The 18,121-nt window shown below is 58.6% G+C and carries 19 protein-coding genes; 14 read left to right on the top strand and 5 right to left on the bottom strand.

Annotated features, from left to right (window positions below):
* The first annotated feature begins 22 nt into the window (after positions 1-22).
* The 8 genes from betI to L383_RS26245 all read left to right on the top strand — a co-directional run bounded on the left by betI (position 23) and on the right by L383_RS26245 (position 7,040).
* Entirely contained in the window at positions 23-610 is a 588-nt protein-coding gene (gene betI, locus L383_RS22355; protein ID WP_014882933.1) for a transcriptional regulator BetI, read from the top strand.
* 13 nt (positions 611-623) lie between these two features.
* On the top strand, positions 624-2,096 hold the full coding sequence (gene betB, locus L383_RS22360; protein WP_023332336.1) for a betaine-aldehyde dehydrogenase: 1,473 nt from the start codon (positions 624-626) through the stop codon (positions 2,094-2,096).
* A 13-nt stretch (positions 2,097-2,109) separates the two neighbouring features.
* Positions 2,110-3,774: a choline dehydrogenase gene (gene betA, locus L383_RS22365; RefSeq protein ID WP_023332335.1), complete on the top strand. Its 1,665-nt coding sequence runs from the start codon at positions 2,110-2,112 to the stop codon at positions 3,772-3,774.
* Positions 3,775-3,924: 150 nt separating this feature from the next.
* A complete protein-coding gene (locus tag L383_RS22370; protein ID WP_023332334.1) occupies positions 3,925-4,488 on the top strand; it encodes a fasciclin domain-containing protein in 564 nt (187 codons plus the stop codon).
* 43 nt (positions 4,489-4,531) lie between these two features.
* Positions 4,532-5,086, top strand: a complete 555-nt coding sequence (locus L383_RS22375) for an RNA polymerase sigma factor (RefSeq protein ID WP_023332333.1) — start codon at positions 4,532-4,534, stop codon at positions 5,084-5,086.
* Entirely contained in the window at positions 5,083-5,730 is a 648-nt protein-coding gene (locus L383_RS22380; protein WP_023332332.1) for an anti-sigma factor, read from the top strand. The genes L383_RS22375 and L383_RS22380 overlap by 4 nt, the downstream gene beginning before the upstream one ends.
* 274 nt (positions 5,731-6,004) lie before the next feature.
* On the top strand, positions 6,005-6,745 hold the full coding sequence (locus tag L383_RS22385; protein ID WP_023332331.1) for an SDR family oxidoreductase: 741 nt from the start codon (positions 6,005-6,007) through the stop codon (positions 6,743-6,745).
* A gap of 130 nt (positions 6,746-6,875) precedes the next feature.
* Entirely contained in the window at positions 6,876-7,040 is a 165-nt protein-coding gene (locus tag L383_RS26245; protein WP_226882681.1) for a hypothetical protein, read from the top strand.
* A 33-nt stretch (positions 7,041-7,073) separates the two neighbouring features.
* Here L383_RS26245 and L383_RS22390 read toward each other — a convergent pair whose 3' ends face one another.
* Positions 7,074-7,772 carry a GNAT family N-acetyltransferase gene (locus L383_RS22390; protein WP_023332330.1) on the bottom strand — a complete coding sequence of 233 codons (699 nt, stop codon included), beginning with the start codon at positions 7,770-7,772 and terminating at the stop codon, positions 7,074-7,076.
* Positions 7,773-7,973: 201 nt separating this feature from the next.
* Between L383_RS22390 and L383_RS22395 the strand changes: the two genes are divergently transcribed.
* The 5 genes from L383_RS22395 to L383_RS22415 all read left to right on the top strand — a co-directional run bounded on the left by L383_RS22395 (position 7,974) and on the right by L383_RS22415 (position 12,835).
* Entirely contained in the window at positions 7,974-9,542 is a 1,569-nt protein-coding gene (locus tag L383_RS22395) for an ABC transporter substrate-binding protein (RefSeq protein ID WP_023332329.1), read from the top strand.
* 97 nt (positions 9,543-9,639) lie between these two features.
* Positions 9,640-10,482, top strand: coding sequence for an ABC transporter permease (locus tag L383_RS22400; protein WP_023332328.1), 843 nt, complete (start codon positions 9,640-9,642; stop codon positions 10,480-10,482).
* A complete protein-coding gene (locus L383_RS22405; protein WP_023332327.1) occupies positions 10,482-11,315 on the top strand; it encodes an ABC transporter permease in 834 nt (277 codons plus the stop codon). Before L383_RS22400 ends, L383_RS22405 begins: the two co-directional genes overlap by 1 nt.
* On the top strand, positions 11,308-12,144 hold the full coding sequence (locus tag L383_RS22410) for an ABC transporter ATP-binding protein (protein WP_014882922.1): 837 nt from the start codon (positions 11,308-11,310) through the stop codon (positions 12,142-12,144). Before L383_RS22405 ends, L383_RS22410 begins: the two co-directional genes overlap by 8 nt.
* Positions 12,131-12,835, top strand: coding sequence for an ABC transporter ATP-binding protein (locus L383_RS22415; RefSeq protein WP_014882921.1), 705 nt, complete (start codon positions 12,131-12,133; stop codon positions 12,833-12,835). Before L383_RS22410 ends, L383_RS22415 begins: the two co-directional genes overlap by 14 nt.
* Before the next feature lie 108 nt (positions 12,836-12,943).
* Here the strand turns inward: L383_RS22415 and L383_RS22420 are convergent, their stop codons facing one another.
* From L383_RS22420 to budA, 4 genes are all read right to left on the bottom strand, one after another.
* Positions 12,944-13,417 carry a cold-shock protein gene (locus L383_RS22420; protein ID WP_014882920.1) on the bottom strand — a complete coding sequence of 158 codons (474 nt, stop codon included), beginning with the start codon at positions 13,415-13,417 and terminating at the stop codon, positions 12,944-12,946.
* Between the two features lie 256 nt (positions 13,418-13,673).
* Positions 13,674-14,444 carry a (S)-acetoin forming diacetyl reductase gene (locus L383_RS22425; RefSeq protein WP_023332326.1) on the bottom strand — a complete coding sequence of 257 codons (771 nt, stop codon included), beginning with the start codon at positions 14,442-14,444 and terminating at the stop codon, positions 13,674-13,676.
* A 20-nt stretch (positions 14,445-14,464) separates the two neighbouring features.
* Positions 14,465-16,186, bottom strand: a complete 1,722-nt coding sequence (gene alsS / locus L383_RS22430; protein WP_226882680.1) for an acetolactate synthase AlsS — start codon at positions 16,184-16,186, stop codon at positions 14,465-14,467.
* Positions 16,158-16,937, bottom strand: coding sequence for an acetolactate decarboxylase (budA, locus tag L383_RS22435; RefSeq protein WP_014882917.1), 780 nt, complete (start codon positions 16,935-16,937; stop codon positions 16,158-16,160). The genes alsS and budA overlap by 29 nt, the downstream gene beginning before the upstream one ends.
* Before the next feature lie 105 nt (positions 16,938-17,042).
* Between budA and L383_RS22440 the strand changes: the two genes are divergently transcribed.
* Entirely contained in the window at positions 17,043-17,924 is an 882-nt protein-coding gene (locus L383_RS22440; protein ID WP_014882916.1) for a LysR family transcriptional regulator, read from the top strand.
* The last annotated feature ends 197 nt before the right edge of the window (positions 17,925-18,121 follow it).

Genomic DNA, 18,121 nt, shown 5'->3' with positions numbered 1-18,121 from the left:
GCTGATGAATGGAGTGGCAACAATGCCCAAAGTGGGGATGCAGCCGATCCGGCGCAGGCAGCTTATTAACGCCACGCTGGAAGCAATAAATGAAGTGGGAATGCACGACGCAACCATCGCGCAGATCGCCCGTCGGGCGGGCGTTTCCACGGGGATCATCAGTCACTATTTCAAAGACAAAAACGGTCTGCTGGAAGCGACCATGCGCGACATCACCGGGCAGTTGCGCGATGCGGTATTAAGCCGCTTGCACGCCCTTCCGGACGGCAGCGCGGAGCAGCGATTACAGGCGATTGTCGGCGGCAATTTTGATGAAACCCAGATCAGCAGCGCGGCAATGAAAGCCTGGCTGGCCTTCTGGGCGAGCAGCATGCACCAGCCGATGCTCTACCGTCTGCAGCAGGTCAGCAGCCGCCGCCTGCTGTCGAACCTGGTGTACGAGTTCCGCCGCGAACTGCCGCGCGAGCAGGCGCAGGAAGCGGGCTACGGGCTGGCGGCACTGATCGACGGGCTTTGGCTGCGTGCCGCACTGAGCGGCAAACCGCTGGATAAAACGCTGGCCCAGTCGCTCACCAGCCACTTTATCAGCCAGCATTTACCGACCGAATAACCGAGGAGAAAGTATGTCCCGAATGGCAGAACAGCAGCTTTATATCAATGGTGGTTTTACACCCGCCACCAGCGGTCGCACCTTCGAGACCATCAACCCGGCCAACGGTGAAGTCCTGGCGAGCGTACAGGCCGCCGGGCGTGAAGACGTCGACCGCGCCGTGGAAAGCGCAACACGCGGGCAAAAAATCTGGGCGGCAATGACCGCCATGGAGCGCTCACGCATCCTGCGTCGCGCCGTGGATATCCTGCGCGAGCGTAACGACGCGCTGGCGAAGCTGGAAACCCTCGATACCGGTAAAGCGTATTCCGAAACCTCGACAGTGGACATCGTCACCGGCGCGGACGTGCTGGAGTATTACGCAGGGCTGATCCCGGCGCTGGAAGGCAGCCAGATCCCGCTGCGCGACACCTCATTCGTCTACACCCGCCGCGAGCCACTGGGCGTGGTGGCGGGCATCGGCGCGTGGAACTACCCGATCCAGATCGCCCTGTGGAAATCGGCCCCGGCGCTGGCGGCGGGCAACGCGATGATCTTCAAGCCGAGCGAAGTGACGCCGCTCACCGCCCTCAAGCTTGCCGAAATCTATACCGAAGCGGGTCTGCCGGACGGCGTGTTTAACGTCCTGCCAGGCGTAGGCGCGGAGACCGGCCAGTACCTGACCGAGCATCCGGGCATCGCGAAGGTCTCCTTTACCGGCGGCGTTGCCAGCGGCAAAAAGGTGATGGCCAACTCGGCGGCCTCGTCCCTGAAAGAGGTGACGATGGAGCTGGGCGGCAAATCGCCGCTGATTGTTTTCGACGATGCGGATCTGGATCTGGCGGCAGACATCGCCATGATGGCCAACTTCTTCAGCTCCGGTCAGGTCTGCACCAACGGCACCCGCGTGTTCGTGCCCGCGAAATTTAAGGCCACGTTTGAGCAGAAAATCGTTGAGCGCGTGGGCCGCATCCGCGCGGGGGATCTGTTTGCCGAAAACACCAACTTTGGCCCGATGGTCAGCTTCCCGCACCGCGACAGCGTGCTGCGCTACATCGCCAAAGGTAAAGAAGAAGGCGCGCGCGTGCTGTGCGGCGGCGACGTGCTGAAGGGCGAAGGGTTTGATAACGGCGCGTGGGTGGCCCCGACCGTGTTCACCGACTGCACCGACGAGATGACCATCGTGCGCGAAGAGATCTTCGGCCCGGTGATGTCCATCCTCACCTATGAAACCGATGAAGAAGCGATTCGCCGCGCCAACGATACCGACTACGGACTGGCGGCGGGTATCGTCACTGCCGATCTGAACCGCGCCCACGGCGCGATTCATCAGCTCGAAGCGGGCATCTGCTGGATCAACACCTGGGGTGAATCCGCCGCAGAGATGCCGGTGGGCGGTTACAAACACTCCGGCATTGGCCGCGAGAACGGCGTTATGACGCTGCAGAGCTACACCCAGGTGAAGTCCATCCAGGTTGAGATGGGTAAATTCCAGTCCATATTTTAACCGGGAGGTTTATTTGCAATTTGACTACATCATTATCGGCGCCGGCTCTGCCGGCAACGTACTGGCAACACGACTGACTGAAGATCCGAATACCACCGTGCTGCTGCTTGAGGCGGGCGGACCGGATTACCGCTTTGACTTCCGCACCCAGATGCCTGCCGCGCTGGCGTTCCCGCTGCAGGGCAAGCGCTACAACTGGGCGTATGAAACCGAGCCAGAGCCGTTTATGAACAACCGCCGCATGGAGTGCGGGCGCGGTAAAGGGCTGGGCGGTTCGTCGCTGATCAACGGCATGTGCTACATCCGCGGTAACGCGATGGATCTCGACCACTGGGCGAAAGAGCCGGGTCTGGAGCACTGGAGCTATCTTAACTGCCTGCCGTACTACCGCAAGGCAGAGACGCGCGACGTGGGCCCGAACGACTACCACGGCGGCGACGGTCCGGTGAGCGTTACCACCTCCAAACCGGGCGTGAACCCGCTGTTTGAGGCGATGGTGGAAGCGGGCGTGCAGGCGGGCTACCCGCGCACGGACGATCTCAACGGCTATCAGCAGGAAGGCTTCGGCCCGATGGACCGCACGGTCACGCCGAAGGGCCGACGCGCCAGCACCGCGCGCGGCTATCTGGACCAGGCAAAGCAACGCCCGAACCTGACCATCCGTACCCACGCCATGACCGACCGCATCCTCTTTGAAGGCAAGCGCGCGGTGGGCGTCGAGTGGCTGGAAGGCGAAAGCACGATTCCGTCGAAAGCGACGGCGAACAAAGAGGTGCTGCTGAGCGCAGGCGCCATTGCCTCCCCGCAGATCCTCCAGCGTTCCGGCGTGGGCAGCGCGGAGCTGCTGAAGCAGTTCGATATCCCGCTGGTGCACGACCTGCCCGGCGTGGGCGAAAACCTGCAGGATCACCTGGAGATGTACCTCCAGTACGAATGCAAAGAGCCGGTCTCCCTCTACCCTGCCCTGCAGTGGTGGAACCAGCCGAAGATTGGCGCTGAATGGCTGTTTGGCGGCACCGGCGTGGGGGCGAGCAACCACTTCGAAGCGGGCGGGTTTATCCGCAGCCGCGAGGAGTTCGCGTGGCCGAACATTCAGTACCACTTCCTGCCGGTGGCGATTAACTACAACGGTTCGAATGCGGTAAAAGAGCACGGCTTTCAGTGCCACGTCGGCTCCATGCGCTCGCCGAGCCGCGGCCACGTGCGCATCAAGTCGCGCGATCCGCATCAGCATCCGGCGATCCTGTTCAATTATATGTCCCACGAGCAGGACTGGCAGGAGTTCCGCGACGCGATCCGTATCACCCGTGAGATCATGCACCAGCCTGCGCTGGACAAGTACCGCGGTCGCGAGATCAGCCCGGGCGTCGAGTGCCAGACCGACGAACAGCTGGACGAGTTCGTGCGCAACCACGCCGAAACCGCCTTCCACCCGTGCGGTACCTGTAAGATGGGCTATGACGAGATGGCGGTTGTCGACGGCGAAGGCCGCGTTCACGGGCTGGAAGGGCTGCGCGTGGTGGATGCGTCGATCATGCCGCAGATCATCACCGGTAACCTGAACGCCACCACCATCATGATTGGCGAGAAGATTGCAGACGCCATTCGCGGGCGCGAACCGCTGGCGAAGAGCACGGCCGCGTATTATGTCGCGAACGGGGCGCCGGTTCGCCGCTGAGGGTGCCCCCTCCCCCTTACCCTCTCCCCACAGGGGAGAGGGAATAAACGTCTCCTAAATTTATTTTCATTTCCCTGCATCCAGTTTCCACCCTGCCTTCGTATATGGGTATGTGAGCAACTCCTTTGCTCCCCAATCCGAGGAATGATGATGAAAAAGCTAACCCGTGTTGCATTCGTAACCAGCGCTTTACTCTTCTGTGCAGGCGCATCAGCAGCCATGACGTCTGAGACCGTGATGGTAGGCGGAGCGGCAATGTTCCCGAGCAAAAATATTGTTGAAAACGCCGTGAACTCGAAAGATCACACAACTCTGGTGGCCGCTGTCAAAGCTGCCGGACTGGTGGATACGCTGCAGAGCAAAGGACCGTTCACCGTGTTTGCGCCGACCAATGCGGCGTTTGCAAAATTGCCCGCCGGCACGGTCGATAACCTGGTCAAACCCGAAAACAAAGCCCTGCTAACCAGCATCCTGACCTATCACGTGGTTGCCGGTAATTACGATATGAAAGCGCTGGAGCAGAAAATTAAACAGGGTGGTGGTCGCGCGGAGCTGAAGACCGTTAACGGTCAGCCGCTGTGGATCATGAGCAACGGCCTGCACAATATTCAGCTTAAGGATGGTCAGGGCAATGTGGCAAACATCAGCACCTACGACGTTCATCAAAAAAATGGCGTAATCGATGTCATTGATACCGTTCTGATGCCTAAGTAGTTGTCTATACTTCGGAAGTGTGCCGTTGCCTTTCGGGAAAAACATGGATAACGCGCTGGCTGAACAGCAGCAAAAATTAATGCAGGCGGTCGCGAAAGGCGATCGCCGTGCATTTGAACAACTCTACCGACTCACCTCGCCGCATCTGTTTGCCGTCGCGCTGCGCATGTTGCGTGACCGGGCATGGGCAGAAGAGATCCTTCACGACTGTTTTCTCACGGTCTGGAGTAAAGCCGAAACCTATAACGCCGCCCTCAGTTCCCCGATGACCTGGCTTACGCATATTGTTCGCAACCGCTGTATTGACTGGCTGCGTTGCGGGCAAACCCGGGCAGCCGACCGCGAGACGCCGTATACCGACGCGCTTCTGCCGAGCGAGAATGACGAGCAGAACAACTGGCACGACGATGTGCAGGCAGAACGGCTCAGGCATTGTCTCGAACATTTGAGTAGCGAGCAGCGCCAGAGCATTACGCTCGCCTACTATCAGGGGATGTCTCACAGCGATATTGCCGACTGGCTCCAGCAGCCTGTGGGCTCAGTGAAAAGCTGGATACGTCGCGCAATGGATCATCTCCGGGAGTGTGTGGGGCTATGAATAACGCAGAAAAACGCGACGACATGCTGGCAGCAGAATATGCCCTCGGCACCCTGCGGGGAGGCGCGCGGCTTCAGTTCCAGAAAAGGCTTGCCAATGAGCCCGCTCTGGCCGCCCGCGTAGCGTACTGGCAGGAAATGCTCAGCACGCTCGATAGCCATCTTGTCCCCATTCCTCCTCCTGAGTCGGTGTGGAAAAAAATTGCCCTCGAACTGCCGTCTAAACAGCCGTTGCGCAACCATCGACCTTACCTCGGCTGGATGGTGGCAGCCGGTCTTGCCGCCTTTAGCGTCGTGACGTGGTATTCCACCCGCGCGCCGACGCTCGCACCGCTGATGGTGCTCAACGATGCCCAACAGTACGGGCAGTGGGTCGTGAGTGCGGACAGCCGCCGTCAGCAGCTGAGTATTGCTCCTCTCGGACCTGCCGCCGTCCCGGCGCAGCACAGCCTGCAGCTTTGGCTGATTCCGACCGGACAGAACCCTGTCTCGCTGGGATTACTGCATAGCAACATACCGACGAAGGTGACCCTCAGGAATACAACGCTTCCTCCTGGCGCCACGATAGCGATAAGCCTTGAACCAGAGGGCGGATCACCCACAGGCTTGCCAACAGGCCCGGTGCTTTATAGTGGCAAAATCTAATCCTTAGGCCTTGTTCGCAGGGCCTCCAGCGTCACCCCATTTCTTTTTATACTATTCTCGCTTACATATAAGAAATAAACATTAGGCATACAATCCGTTTAAATATTAAAAATATGATATTGACAGAATCTTCCACACTCCATTAAGTTTTAAACAGCCATCATTTTATTTCCGATACACAATATATCAAAAATCCGCGTTAATGAATTTATCATTATTCATTAACACCTCCCTGCCTTTTATTTTTTGCATTACTCAACAGCGAGATAAGATCATGAATAACAGTGCAAACAACGTTGTCGTTATCACCGGCGCCAGCAGCGGCATCGGTCAGGCCATTGCCCTGTATTTAGCGAATAAGGCCTTTTCGCTGGTGCTGGTGGCGCGCCGCCTCGACAGAATTAATGCCCTGGTGGATCAGATTATCCAGCAGGGCGGCAAGGCGATTGCCGTGAAGGCCGATGTCACCCGTCAGGAAGAGGTTCAGGCCGCCATCGATGCCGCTGTGACGGCCTACCAGCGCGTGGACGTACTGATCAATAACGCCGGTTACATGGCGATAGCCCCCATCAGCGAGCGCAAAACCGACGAGTGGGACAAGATGATTGATACTAACCTGAAGGGCGTGCTGTACGGCATTGCCGCGGCGTTACCGGTGTTCCAGCGTCAGGGTAGCGGACACTTTATTAACGTGGCTTCCGTTGCGGGTATCAAAGTGCTTGCCCCCGGCGGCGTCGTTTACAGCGCCACTAAATTTGCCGTTCGCGCCCTGAGCGAAGGGTTACGTCAGGAGGCGGGGAAAACCATCCGCACGACGCTTATTTCCCCCGGCGCCGTCGAAAGCGAACTGCAGTTCGGCAGTTCTGATAAAGACAGCCTGGCGTTTTTGCACGAATTCTATAAGCAGGCTATTCCGGCTGACGCCATTGCCCGAGCCGTTTTATTTGCCATTGAACAGCCTGGCGACGTTGATATTAATGAAATTGTGGTTCGTCCGACGCAGGAAGAATTTTAGCATGCCTTAAATAACGCTAAATGAGGTGTCATCATGATTAAATCATTAACGTCTATATCAGATTGAAATATGCGGACGGGTGCCGATATTCTCCTTGAACTTCTGGAAAGAGAAGACGTAGAAAATATATTTGGCACTCCAGAAGAGCAGCGTGGTTGCCATTGCCGACGGCTATGCCAAAGCCTCCGGCAAAACGGGCTTTATCAATTTGTATACCGCCAGCGGTCCTGGTCACGCCATGGGTGTCCAGTCCGGAGAAACCAACCTGATTGAAATTGCCATTTCCTCAGAGTAATTATCCGTTCCAGCTGTACCCTACATACAAGACTTATAACCGAAATGCCTCAAGCCGCTGAATCTGCCGCCCTTCTGCGTCAAAATTCTCCGCAGCCAGCCAGGCGCACAGCTCCGCGTTTCTTTGCGGCCATTCGCCATCAATAATGGAGAGCATATCGCTGTCGCGGTTACGCCCTTTGCGCACAAGTTTCTGACGCAGGCGACCTTCCCAGACAAAACCCAGCCGCTCCGCCGCATTGCGCGAGGCAATGTTCATTGAATCGCATTTCCATTCCAGTCGACGGTACTTATGCTCAAAGGCATTTTTCAGCAGCAGCCACACCGCCTCGGTACCCAAACGCGTGCCCTTCATTTTGCGCGACCAGGTGACATGCCCGATTTCCACCGAGCCGAGAAACCGCTCAATCGCCATGTAGCTCACCAGTCCTACCGCCTGTTCAGTGCGTAAATCGATTACGGCAAAGGGCACCAGATCGTCATCCATCACCTTTCCCAGCACCCAGTGCGCAGTGGCCTCAACGCTTTCCGGCTGAGTGCTGGCAAGCCACGTCCAGTCACTGTCATCACCCAGCGCGTAGGCCTCGTATAAATCAGCCGAATGGCGATCGGTATCCAGCGGCTCTAGTCGGCAATACTGACCGGTAAGCGGGGTGCGGGTTAAGACCCGGGCGCATTTCCAGTCTGGAACGATATCGTTAACGGTTTGACCATGTTGATTGATTTCGGGCACGGCGGTGACTCCCTGAAAGGTAAGGAGTTTGTTATAGCAGGTTAAAAAGCGGACGAAAAGCAGCGCATTCTAATAGCCTTAGCGTATGCGTTATTCCCGGAAGGCATAAGCAAAGCTGAATTTCGACTTTGCGGAATGTCTTAGTCGACCTAACGTAGCGGAGCATAAAACAATCACAATAGAGTTATTTCAGGGATCGCTATGACAAAAAAACTGTTGCCGTTACTGGTGCTGGCCGCGCTCTCAAACGCAGTCCACGCCGCTACTCCGCCGAATACGCTGGTGGTTGCCCAGGGGCTTGATGACATCGTAAGCCTCGACCCGGCCGAAGCCAACGAGCTCTCCAGCATCCAGACCGTACCGAGCCTGTATCAGCGTCTGGTGCAACCGGACCGCGATAACCCGGAAAAAATCACGCCGATTCTGGCGGAAAGCTGGGAAGCCGACGCGGCAGCAAAAAACTTGACCATCAAGCTTAAGCCCGATGCGAAATTCGCTTCCGGAAACCCACTGCGCCCGGAAGACGTGATCTTCTCGTATACCCGCGCCGTGACGCTGAACAAATCCCCGGCGTTTATCCTCAACGTGCTGGGCTGGGACGCGAGCAACATCGCCAGCCAGCTGAAAAAAGTGGATGACCATACCCTCCAGCTTCACTGGACGGCGGACGTTAGCCCGTCGGTGGCGCTGAATATTCTCTCCACGCCGATTGCCTCCATCGTCGATGAAAAGCAGGTGGTGGCGAACGTGAAGGACAACGACTTCGGCAACGCCTGGCTGAAAATGCACTCGGCAGGCAGCGGCGCGTTCAAAATGCGCGTTTATCAGCCGCATCAGGCTATCGTGCTGGAAGCCAACGAATCGGCTCCCGGCGGCGCGCCGAAGCTTAAAAGCATCATCATTAAAAACGTTCCCGATCCGGCTTCCCGTCGCCTGCTGATCCAGCAGGGTGATGCCGACGTGGCGCGCGATTTGGGTGCAGACCAGATTAGCGCCCTGGAGGGCAAGCCGGGCGTGAAGGTGCTGAGCATTCCGTCCGCCGAGCAAAATTATCTGGTGTTTAACACCGGCAACAGCGCTAACCCACTGCTCAACAACCCGGCGTTCTGGGAGGCTTCACGCTGGCTGGTTGATTATGAAGGCATTACCAAAAACCTGCTGAAAGGCCAGTATTTTGTGCATCAGAGCTTCCTGCCGGTCGGTCTGCCGGGCGCGCTGGAAGCGAATCCATTCACGTTTGACCCGGCTAAGGCGAAAGAAATTCTCGCCAAAGCGGGCATTAAAGACGCGCACTTCACGCTGGACGTGGAGAACAAGCCGCCGTTTATCACCATCGCCCAGTCCATGCAGGCGAGCTTTGCTCAGGGGGGCGTGAAGGTCGATCTGCTGCCCGCTGCCGGGAGCCAGGTCTATGCCCGCGTGCGCGCAAAGCAGCATCAGGCGGCGATTCGTCTGTGGATCCCGGACTACTTTGATGCGCACTCTAACGCCAGCGCCTTTGCGTGGAACGATGGCAAATCCAGTACCGTAGCCGGTCTGAACAGCTGGAAAATTTCCGAGCTTAACAAAGCCACGCTGGCGGCGGTTGCCGAGCCGGATCCGGCGAAACGTCTGGATCTGTACAAGAAAATGCAGGAACAGCTGCAACATAGCTCGCCGTATGTGTTCGTCGATCAGGGCAAAACCCAGATCGTGGTGCGCGATAACGTGAAGGGATATCAGCAGGGCTTGAACGCGGACATGGTCTGGTACGATCGCGTCACGAAGTAGCCTTTGTTGCCGGGTGGCGCTGCGCTTACCCGGCCTGTGTTCTCGGTTTTGTAGGCCGGGTAAGGCGAAGCCGCCACCCGGCATGAAGAGATTTCCCATGCCACATCTTTCCACCCGCGTGCTTCAGGCTCTGCTGACTCTGCTGCTCACGCTTTTCGGGCTGCTGCTCGTCACGTTTGCGCTCTCGGCATTTTCTCCGGTCGATCGCGTGCTGCAGATCGTCGGCGATCACGCCAGCCAGTCCACCTACGATCAGGTTCGCCACCAGCTCGGGTTAGATCGCCCCCTGCCCGTGCAGTTCTGGCACTACCTGCAAGACCTTGCCCACGGTGATCTGGGCACTGCCAGCGCCACCGGCCAGCCGGTGTTGCAGGACTTGCTGCACGCTTTTCCCGCCACGCTCGAACTGGCTACGCTGGCCTTAATCATCGGCGCCGTGCTCGGCGTGATTGCCGGGGTGCTGTGCGCCCGCTATGCCGGTTCGCCGCTTGATTTAACGCTCAGAACGCTCACCCTGCTCGGCAACTCGGTGCCGATTTTCTGGCTTGGCCTGCTGATGCTGGCCCTGTTCTACGCGAAGCTGCAGTGGAGCGCGGGTCCCGGCAGGCTGGATGACATCTGGCAGTTCACCGTAGAACCACGCACCGGCTTTGCGCTGGTGGATACCTGGCTTTCTGGCGATCGCGAGGCGTTTCGCAACGCCCTCAGCCACCTTGTGCTGCCGGTGCTGCTGCTGGCCTACACCAGCATGCTGGAAGGTGCGGTATTAACGGAAACCGTCTTCTCCTGGCCAGGCATCGGACGCTACCTCACCACCGCCCTGTTCGCCGGAGACACTACCGCCGTCATGGGCGGCACGCTGCTGATTGGCATCTGTTTTGTGCTGATCAATAACCTTACCGACCTGCTTGTGCAGGCAACCGATCCCAGGGTGCGCTGATGCCGTTTTATCTCTTTATACGTCGCCTGCGCCGTTCGCCTGCCGCCTTTTGCGGGTTGATTGCCATCGTGCTGCTGATGGTGATCGCCCTGTTCGCCCCCTGGCTTGCACCGGTTGACCCGAACTGGCAGGATGCCGCCTCGCGCCTGCAGGCACCGAATAGCCAGCACTGGCTCGGCACCGACAGCTACGGGCGCGACCTGCTCTCGCGCCTGATTTACGGTACCCGTCCGGCGCTCGGGCTGGTGGCCTTAGTGACGGTCATTACCCTGCCCACCGGGCTGCTGGTGGGGATCCTGTCCGGCTACTACGGCGGCTGGATGGAGCGCCTCCTGATGCGCTTTACCGACGTGGTGATGTCGATGCCGCGCCTCATCCTTGCGTTCGCGTTTGTGGCGATGCTGGGCCCAGGGCTGGTCAACGGCGCGCTGGCGCTGGCCTTAACCACCTGGCCTGCTTATGCACGTCAGGCGCGAAGTGAAATTCAGCGTCTGCGCCACAGCGATTATCTGGCTGCTGCCGAGATGATGGGAATTCGCGGCCCGCGCCTGCTGGTCGGCCATATTCTGCCGCTGTGTCTGCCGTCTGCAATTGTGCGGCTGGCGCTGGATCTGGCCGGCATTATTCTGGCCGCCGCCGGGCTCGGTTTCCTCGGCCTTGGCGCCCGTCCGCCAATGGCTGAATGGGGGGCAATGATTGCTGACGGCATGCAGGTGATTTTCGACCAGTGGTGGATCGCCGCCATTCCCGGCGGAGCCATTCTGTTTGCCAGCCTGGCCTTTAACCTGCTAGGCGATGGCCTGCGTGACGTACTGGAGCCGCAACATGACTGAACACCGCGTTATCGTCGATGCGCTGAATATCGACTACCCCGCCGCACGCGTGGTCAACAACCTGAGCTTTACGCTTGGCAACGAGCGTCTGGCGCTGGTGGGTGAATCCGGCTCGGGTAAATCGATGTCTGCCCGCGCCCTGATGGGGCTGGTACGTAAGCCCGGCATGGTGAGCGCCCGGCAACTTAACGTGCTGGGCAACGATCTGCTGACCCTGAACGCCCGCCGCTGGCAAGCGCTGCGCGGCAACGGGATTGCGATGGTTTTGCAGGACCCGCGCTACGCGCTCAATCCGGTGAAAAGCGTTGCCGCCCAGCTTGACGAGGCGCTCACGCTGCATCAGCGCCTGCCCCGTTCAGAACGCGTGGCGCGCATTCACGACATCATTCGCGCTGTCGGACTGAGCGAACATGTGCTTCAGCGTTATCCCGGCGAACTTTCCGGCGGCATGGGCCAGCGGGTGATGATTGCGATTGCGCTCATCAACAACCCGCAGGTGCTGATTGCCGACGAACCGACCTCAGCGCTGGACGCTCGCCTGCGCAACCAGATCCTCGAACTGCTGGTGCAGCAGTGTGAAGCGCGCCAGATGGCGATGCTGTTAATCAGCCATGACCTGCCGCTGGTGGCGGAACACTGCGACCGCGTGCTGGTGATGTATCAGGGCGAAAAGGTTGATGAGATGGCGGCAAGCCAACTCCCTCAGGCAACGCATCCGTATACGCGCACCCTGTGGACCTGCAGGCCAAATGCCAATACCTTTGGGCAGATGCTGCCGACGCTCGACCGTTCGCAGCCGTGGAAGGAGGCGAACGATGGCGCTCGTTGAGGTTAACCAGGTTCAGGTCACCTTCGGGGAAAAGACGGCGGTCTCTGCCGCCAGCTTTACCATCGCGAAAGGCGAAACCTTCAGCCTGATCGGGGAATCTGGCTGCGGGAAATCGACCCTTCTGCGCGTGCTGGCGGGGCTGCAGCGCGAGTGGCGCGGGAACATTACGCTACTGGGAGAGACGTTAACGCCCGGGCGACGTTTTCAAGGCACGCTGCGTCGCAACGTGCAGATGGTGTTTCAGGATCCGTGGGCGTCATTGCACCCGAACCACACCATTGCACGCACGCTGTCGGAGCCGTTGAACATCCATGGCGAAACGCAGATTGCGGAAAAGGTGGCGGATGCGCTTAAACAGGTGGGCCTGTCTGCCGATGCGGGGAAACGTTATCCGCACCAGCTTTCCGGCGGCCAGCGTCAGCGCGTGGCGATTGCCCGTGCGCTGCTGTTGCGCCCGCAGCTTCTGCTGCTGGATGAACCGACCTCGGCACTGGATATGTCCGTGCAGGCGGAAATTCTGAACCTGCTCAACCGCCTGAAAGCCGCCCACGACATGACCTATCTGCTGGTGAGCCACGATGCGGACGTGATTGCCCATATGTCCGACCGGGCGGCATTTATGGCACACGGGGAGATCCAGAAGGTGTTTGATCGGGAGGCGATGTTACGGGGCGAGCACAGGATGGGGTAAACGGGTGCGGCTGTGCCCGGTGGCGCGATGCTTACCGGGCCTACGTTTCGTGCCGCGTTGAGGGTTTTTCGTAGGCCGGGTAAGGCATCGCCGCCACCCGGCAACAAATCACTTCAGCAGCTTGACCGTAGCGTCAATGTCAATTTCATCTTCGGTAAAGATCAGCGTCGTGTTCTGGAAGGTCGTGATCGCCAGCTTCTTCACGGTGCGCATTTCACCCGATTTTACCTCGGATTTTGGCTTAATGCTGTTCATCAGCAGACCCACCGACAGCACTGCGTTTTCTTTGTCGATTTTGGTTTCAACCGGCTCTTCTTCGCTGAACACCACGAAGGATTTGATCGAGGTGAGCTTCACGCGCTCGCCCGCAATATAGAGGTGTTTACTCTCGGGGATCACCTTCACCGCATAGGCGGAAAGGCCTTTATTATTCGTCGTCGGTTCGAACGTCACCGCCGCATCTTTCTTAATCAGATCAGGGTTGGCGACCTTAATCACATGAAAATAGCGGTTATCGCCGTTTTCATCTTTGATAAATCCAAAGCCTTTATCTTTAAACCACGTTGTGATTGTTCCGTTCATCGCTGTTACCGCCTGTCAGATCGTAATGACTAAAGTTTTGCAGCGCGCAGTGTAATGCACAATGGCTAAGGAGACAAAAAAAAGCCCCTGCACGGGGGCAGGGGAAAACTCATGTCAGAGCTTTTACCCTAAATAATTCGAGTTGCATGAAGGCGGCGACGCAGCGAATCCCCAGGAGCGTACATCAGTACGTGACTGGGGTGAGCGAGGAAAGCCAACGCACAGGCAACTTGAAGTATGACGGGTATATTAGTATTTAGTTGAACACCATCCCACCATCAATCAATAAGGATTGCCCGGTCATGTAATCAGAATCCGGCCCGGCGAGGTATGAAACGCAGGCGGCGACATCTTCCGGCTCGGACAAACGACCCAGCGTGATGCGTTTGGCAAAAGTTTCCGTCCCGTAGCCAAGCGGTTTGCCCGCCGCCTCGGAGACCTGACGGTCGATTTCTGCCCACATCGGCGTTTTGACGATGCCCGGGCAATAGGCGTTAACGGTGATGCCCAGCGGAGCAAGGTCTCGCGCTGCGGTCTGGGTTAAGCCGCGAACCGCGAACTTGCTGGAGCTGTACACGGCCAGTTCCGGGTTGCCGGTGTGGCCTGCCTGGGAGCAGGCGTTGATGATCTTCCCGCCGTGCCCCTCTTTGCGGAACGCGTCGATGGAAGCCTGAATACCCCAGATCACCCCTTTCACGTTGATGTTGTAGACCTTGTCGACAATCTCTGGAGTGATGGATTCGATAGGCGTGGACGGCGCAATCCCGGCGTTATTAACGATGACGTTAAATCCGCCCAGCGCGGTGCGCGCTTTTTCCACCGCCGCAAACACCTGCTCGCGGTCAGAGACATCCACCTTCACGGCGACAGCCTTGCCGCCGTTGCGGATGATTTCATCGGCGACGGCTCTTGCCGTCTCATCGTTATAGTCGGCAATGGCAACGGCAAAGCCATCCTTCACCAGGCGCAGCGCAATCGCTTTACCAATCCCCTGGCCTGAGCCGGTTACGAGAGCAACTTTTTGCATTTCTCTGTCCTTATATTGAGTCACAAAATCTGGCTGAGATGGAGCTGGCCCATCAGCAGCGGGTTATCGCTGTAGTCGACGGGAATGGCCACCACGGCCGGGCCATCGACATCCATCGCCGCGCGCAGCGTCGGTTCGAGCGCTTCAGCACTCTCCACGGCAAAGCCTTTCGCGCCGAAGGCATCGGCATAGACTTTGAAATCGACCGGGCCGAACTCGACGCCGGAAAGGCGCTGGTATTTTTTCTCTTCCTGGATCGCCACCATGTTGTAGGCGTTATCCACCCAGATGATGTGCAGCACGTTGGCGTTGAGGCGCACCGCGGTTTCCAGCTCCATGCTCGACTGCAGGAAGCCACCGTCACCGGAGACCGATACCACCTTGCGGCCCGGGTTCACCAGCCAGGCACCAATCGCCCACGGCAGGGCAACGCCCATGGTTTGCTGGCCGTTGGAGATCATCACCTGACGCGCGCGGAAGCTGTAGAGGTAGCGGGCGATCCAGATGTGGAAGCTGCCCATATCCACGGTCAGGGTCACGTCGTTATTGACGATGTCCTGCATGGCGCGCACGATGCGCAGCGGGTGCAGAGCAAACTGGTTGAGCGAGGCGCCGCGACGATCGAGCAGATCCCGCTGATGCTGACGATCGACCAGGATTTCAGAGGCGCGCTGGCTCAGCTCCAGCTTATGCTCGATCCGGCTGGCAAGCAGGTTCAGCGTTCCGGCGATATCCCCCACCAGCTCAAGATCCGGCACGTAGTTACGCTCTTCATAGGCAGGCAGCACGTCAATATGCACCAGCGTGGCGTCGCCGCTGTTCCACATAGACGGCTCGTACTCCACCGGGCTGTAGCCGATGCAGATAATCAGATCCGCCAGATGCAGTAGTCGGTCGCCCGCCTGGTTATTGAACAGGCCGACGCGTCCGGCAAAGCGGGTAAAGTTCTCCTGGTTCACCGCCCCGGCGGCCTGATAGGTGCTGGTGACAGGGATACGGCTTTTCTCCAGCAGCTTACGCAGGGCATCGCTGTTCGCGGGCTGGCTGGCCATCAGGCCAAGTAAAATGACCGGGTTTTTAGCGTTTTCGATAAGCTTCGCAACGTCGTTAATCACAGACTCCGGTGCCGGACCCATCAGCGCCGCACCGCTGGCGGGTAAAATCGCCCCCGTCGCAGGCTGGTCGACGATATCCTGCGGCAGGCTGACGAACGCGCCCCCCGGCCTGCCGTGCTCGGCAGCGCGAAACGCGTTCGATACCACCTCGGCAATCGCGTCCGGCGAGCTGACTTCGACGGCATATTTGGTCACCGGGCTGAACATGGCGACGGTGTCCATGCTCTGGTGCACCAGCTTCGCTTTATCCGCGCGTTTGACCGCCCCGCCCAGGGCGACCACCGGGTCGCCCTCGCTGTTGGCGGTGGCAATGCCGGTGATCAGATTGGAACAGCCGGGACCGGAGGTCACCAGCGCCACCCCGGCTTTACCGGTCAACCGCCCTACCGCTGCCGCCATAAACGCCGCATTCGCTTCGTGACGCACGGGAATGATCTCGATGGAGGAGTCCAGCAGGGAGTCAAACACTTTGTCGATTTTCGCCCCCGGGATCCCGAACACCTGCTTCACGCCCTGCGCTTCCAGCTGGCCGACAACCATATCGGCGCCATGCGCCCACTGACGTGACTGTTTCTCACTGTTCACGGTAGTTCTCCTGTTAGTTTTCGACGGAACGGATCGCTGCATCCAGATTGCTGGGGTGAAGGTTGGCCTGTAAAAATGCGCTGTCGGCGGGCAGGTCAATCATGAGCTTGTGAATTTCGCCGAAGGTGAGCACACCGCTCTCAAGCTGATAGTCGAGCAGGTGTCCCCCGCCCTGACGGTCGTCAGTAATAAAATGCTCGTGATAACCGGCCACGTTAATGCCCTGCATATGCTGCGGGGTGCGGAACCCGACCAGCACGCCCTCGCGCTGGTTGAAGCGGAACACCGGCTGGTCATCCAGCACGTCGGTCATCGCCCGGTACGGCGGCGTCTGGCGCGGTACGGTGCGGGTGTGGGCGTGGCGGAAATTACCGTCGATACGCAACGCACAGAACAGGTTATCGGACGGGATTTGCTGGTCGATCACATCGTGGATCTGCTGACGGCTGACCGGCGTATCAAAGGTTTTACGGTACTGCGGTTGAAACCAGGTCATCACCGCGAACGGCGTTTTCTGCTCCGGCTTCGCGGCCCGGGCGCTGCCGTCGGCACGCAGCTGGTATACCTGGCTGCTGAAGGCAATCATTTCGCCATCCAGTTCGTTGAACGTACCCAGGCCAAAATCACCGTGTGCCAGCAGATCGGCGATGGTGGTCTCACCTTCGTATACGCCGCTTAGCAGGGCGCTCATTAGCGATGTTTGATAGATCACGCTGTCAGGATGCTGGGCGGAGAACCCACGCAGGGTCTCGCACAAGCTGGCCTCACAGTCGCAGGCAGATGAATGCATCATCATGCTCGTCCTCTTCAACTTTATTTAGAAAGGTTAAATAAATGTTGACCCGATTCAGCAGAGAGTTCCAATATAGAAACCATGCTGGTTTGAGACGTTTTAGATATGGAACTTCGTTATCTGCGGTATTTTGTCGCGGTTGCACGCGAGCGACACTTCACCAAAGCAGCCAAAGCGCTGGGCATTTCACAGCCACCTCTGAGTCAGCAGATCAAACGGCTCGAAGAGGAAGTGGGCACCCCGCTGTTCAGGCGTCTGACGCGAGGCGTAGAGCTGACCGAGGCGGGAGAAGCCTTCTATGAGGACGCCTGTAAGATCCTGGCGCTGAGCGACGCCGCGCTGGAGAAAGCGCGCGGCATCGCGCGCGGACTGAACGGCAGCCTGTCGATAGGCATCACCAGCTCCGACGCTTTTCATCCTCAGATTTTCGCGCTAATCCGTCAGTTTCAGGTGCAGAACATGGCGGTGCAGGTTCATCAGGTAGAAGCGAATATGTCGTCGCTGACGACGATGCTGGCGGACGGTGAACTGGATATCGCCTTCGTGCGCCTGCCGTGCGAAAGCAGCAAGATGTTTGAAATCAAAATTCTCGACCGCGAGCCGATGGTGGTGGCGCTGCATCGCGACCATCCGCTGGCGGAGAGCGATTCGCTGGCCTTAGAGCAGCTGCGGGATACACCGGTGGTGCTGTTCCCGCAGGAGGTCGCGCCGGGATTGTATGACAGGGTTTACAGCTACTGCGAGCGGGCCGGAATCGACGTGCAGCACGCGCTGCAGGCGTCACAGCTTTCATCTTCGCTGAGCATGGTTTCCGCGGGCGGCGGATTCGCGCTGGTGCCAAAATCGATGGCGGCCATTTCTCCACCGAATGTCACCTATCATGCGTTGAACTCACCGGAACTTTATACCGATATCGCGCTCTGCTGGCGTCGGTTTGAGCGTTCGCGGACGGTGAAGCGGTTTTTGACGATGATGAGTGAGGGGTAGCGGCAGCGCGGCTGTGCCCGGCGGCGCTGCGCTTGCACGGGCCTACGGTTCGTGTCGGGGTGGGGTATTTTGGTTTTTGGTTTTGTAGGCCGGGTAAGGCGTAGCCGCCACCCGGCAATGCCCTTCTGGAAGCCGCCTCGCAAACCTGCAAGCAACCTTATGTAATTCATGGGCATCCCCTTTTCATCCCTTCTTCA

The sequence above is a fragment of the Enterobacter sp. MGH 37 genome (assembly GCF_000534515.1).
Taxonomy (GTDB): domain Bacteria; phylum Pseudomonadota; class Gammaproteobacteria; order Enterobacterales; family Enterobacteriaceae; genus Enterobacter; species Enterobacter kobei.
Note: the sequence above shows the minus strand (reverse complement) of the source record. Positions and strands in the feature narration are given on the sequence as shown.

Excerpts from the sequence above, each read along its gene's own strand:
- L383_RS22395 (WP_023332329.1), top strand. The coding sequence starts at position 7,974 with ATGACAAAAAAACTGTTGCCGTTACTGGTGCTGGCCGCGCTCTCAAAC.
- L383_RS22375 (WP_023332333.1), top strand. The coding sequence starts at position 4,532 with ATGGATAACGCGCTGGCTGAACAGCAGCAAAAATTAATGCAGGCGGTC.
- betB (WP_023332336.1), top strand. The coding sequence starts at position 624 with ATGTCCCGAATGGCAGAACAGCAGCTTTATATCAATGGTGGTTTTACA.
- L383_RS22370 (WP_023332334.1), top strand. The coding sequence starts at position 3,925 with ATGAAAAAGCTAACCCGTGTTGCATTCGTAACCAGCGCTTTACTCTTC.
- budA (WP_014882917.1), bottom strand. The coding sequence starts at position 16,937 with ATGATGCATTCATCTGCCTGCGACTGTGAGGCCAGCTTGTGCGAGACC.
- L383_RS22380 (WP_023332332.1), top strand. The coding sequence starts at position 5,083 with ATGAATAACGCAGAAAAACGCGACGACATGCTGGCAGCAGAATATGCC.
- L383_RS22385 (WP_023332331.1), top strand. The coding sequence starts at position 6,005 with ATGAATAACAGTGCAAACAACGTTGTCGTTATCACCGGCGCCAGCAGC.
- betI (WP_014882933.1), top strand. The coding sequence starts at position 23 with ATGCCCAAAGTGGGGATGCAGCCGATCCGGCGCAGGCAGCTTATTAAC.
- alsS (WP_226882680.1), bottom strand. The coding sequence starts at position 16,186 with ATGCAGCGATCCGTTCCGTCGAAAACTAACAGGAGAACTACCGTGAAC.
- L383_RS22405 (WP_023332327.1), top strand. The coding sequence starts at position 10,482 with ATGCCGTTTTATCTCTTTATACGTCGCCTGCGCCGTTCGCCTGCCGCC.
- L383_RS22440 (WP_014882916.1), top strand. The coding sequence starts at position 17,043 with ATGGAACTTCGTTATCTGCGGTATTTTGTCGCGGTTGCACGCGAGCGA.
- L383_RS22400 (WP_023332328.1), top strand. The coding sequence starts at position 9,640 with ATGCCACATCTTTCCACCCGCGTGCTTCAGGCTCTGCTGACTCTGCTG.
- L383_RS22415 (WP_014882921.1), top strand. The coding sequence starts at position 12,131 with ATGGCGCTCGTTGAGGTTAACCAGGTTCAGGTCACCTTCGGGGAAAAG.
- L383_RS22425 (WP_023332326.1), bottom strand. The coding sequence starts at position 14,444 with ATGCAAAAAGTTGCTCTCGTAACCGGCTCAGGCCAGGGGATTGGTAAA.
- L383_RS22410 (WP_014882922.1), top strand. The coding sequence starts at position 11,308 with ATGACTGAACACCGCGTTATCGTCGATGCGCTGAATATCGACTACCCC.
- L383_RS22420 (WP_014882920.1), bottom strand. The coding sequence starts at position 13,417 with ATGAACGGAACAATCACAACGTGGTTTAAAGATAAAGGCTTTGGATTT.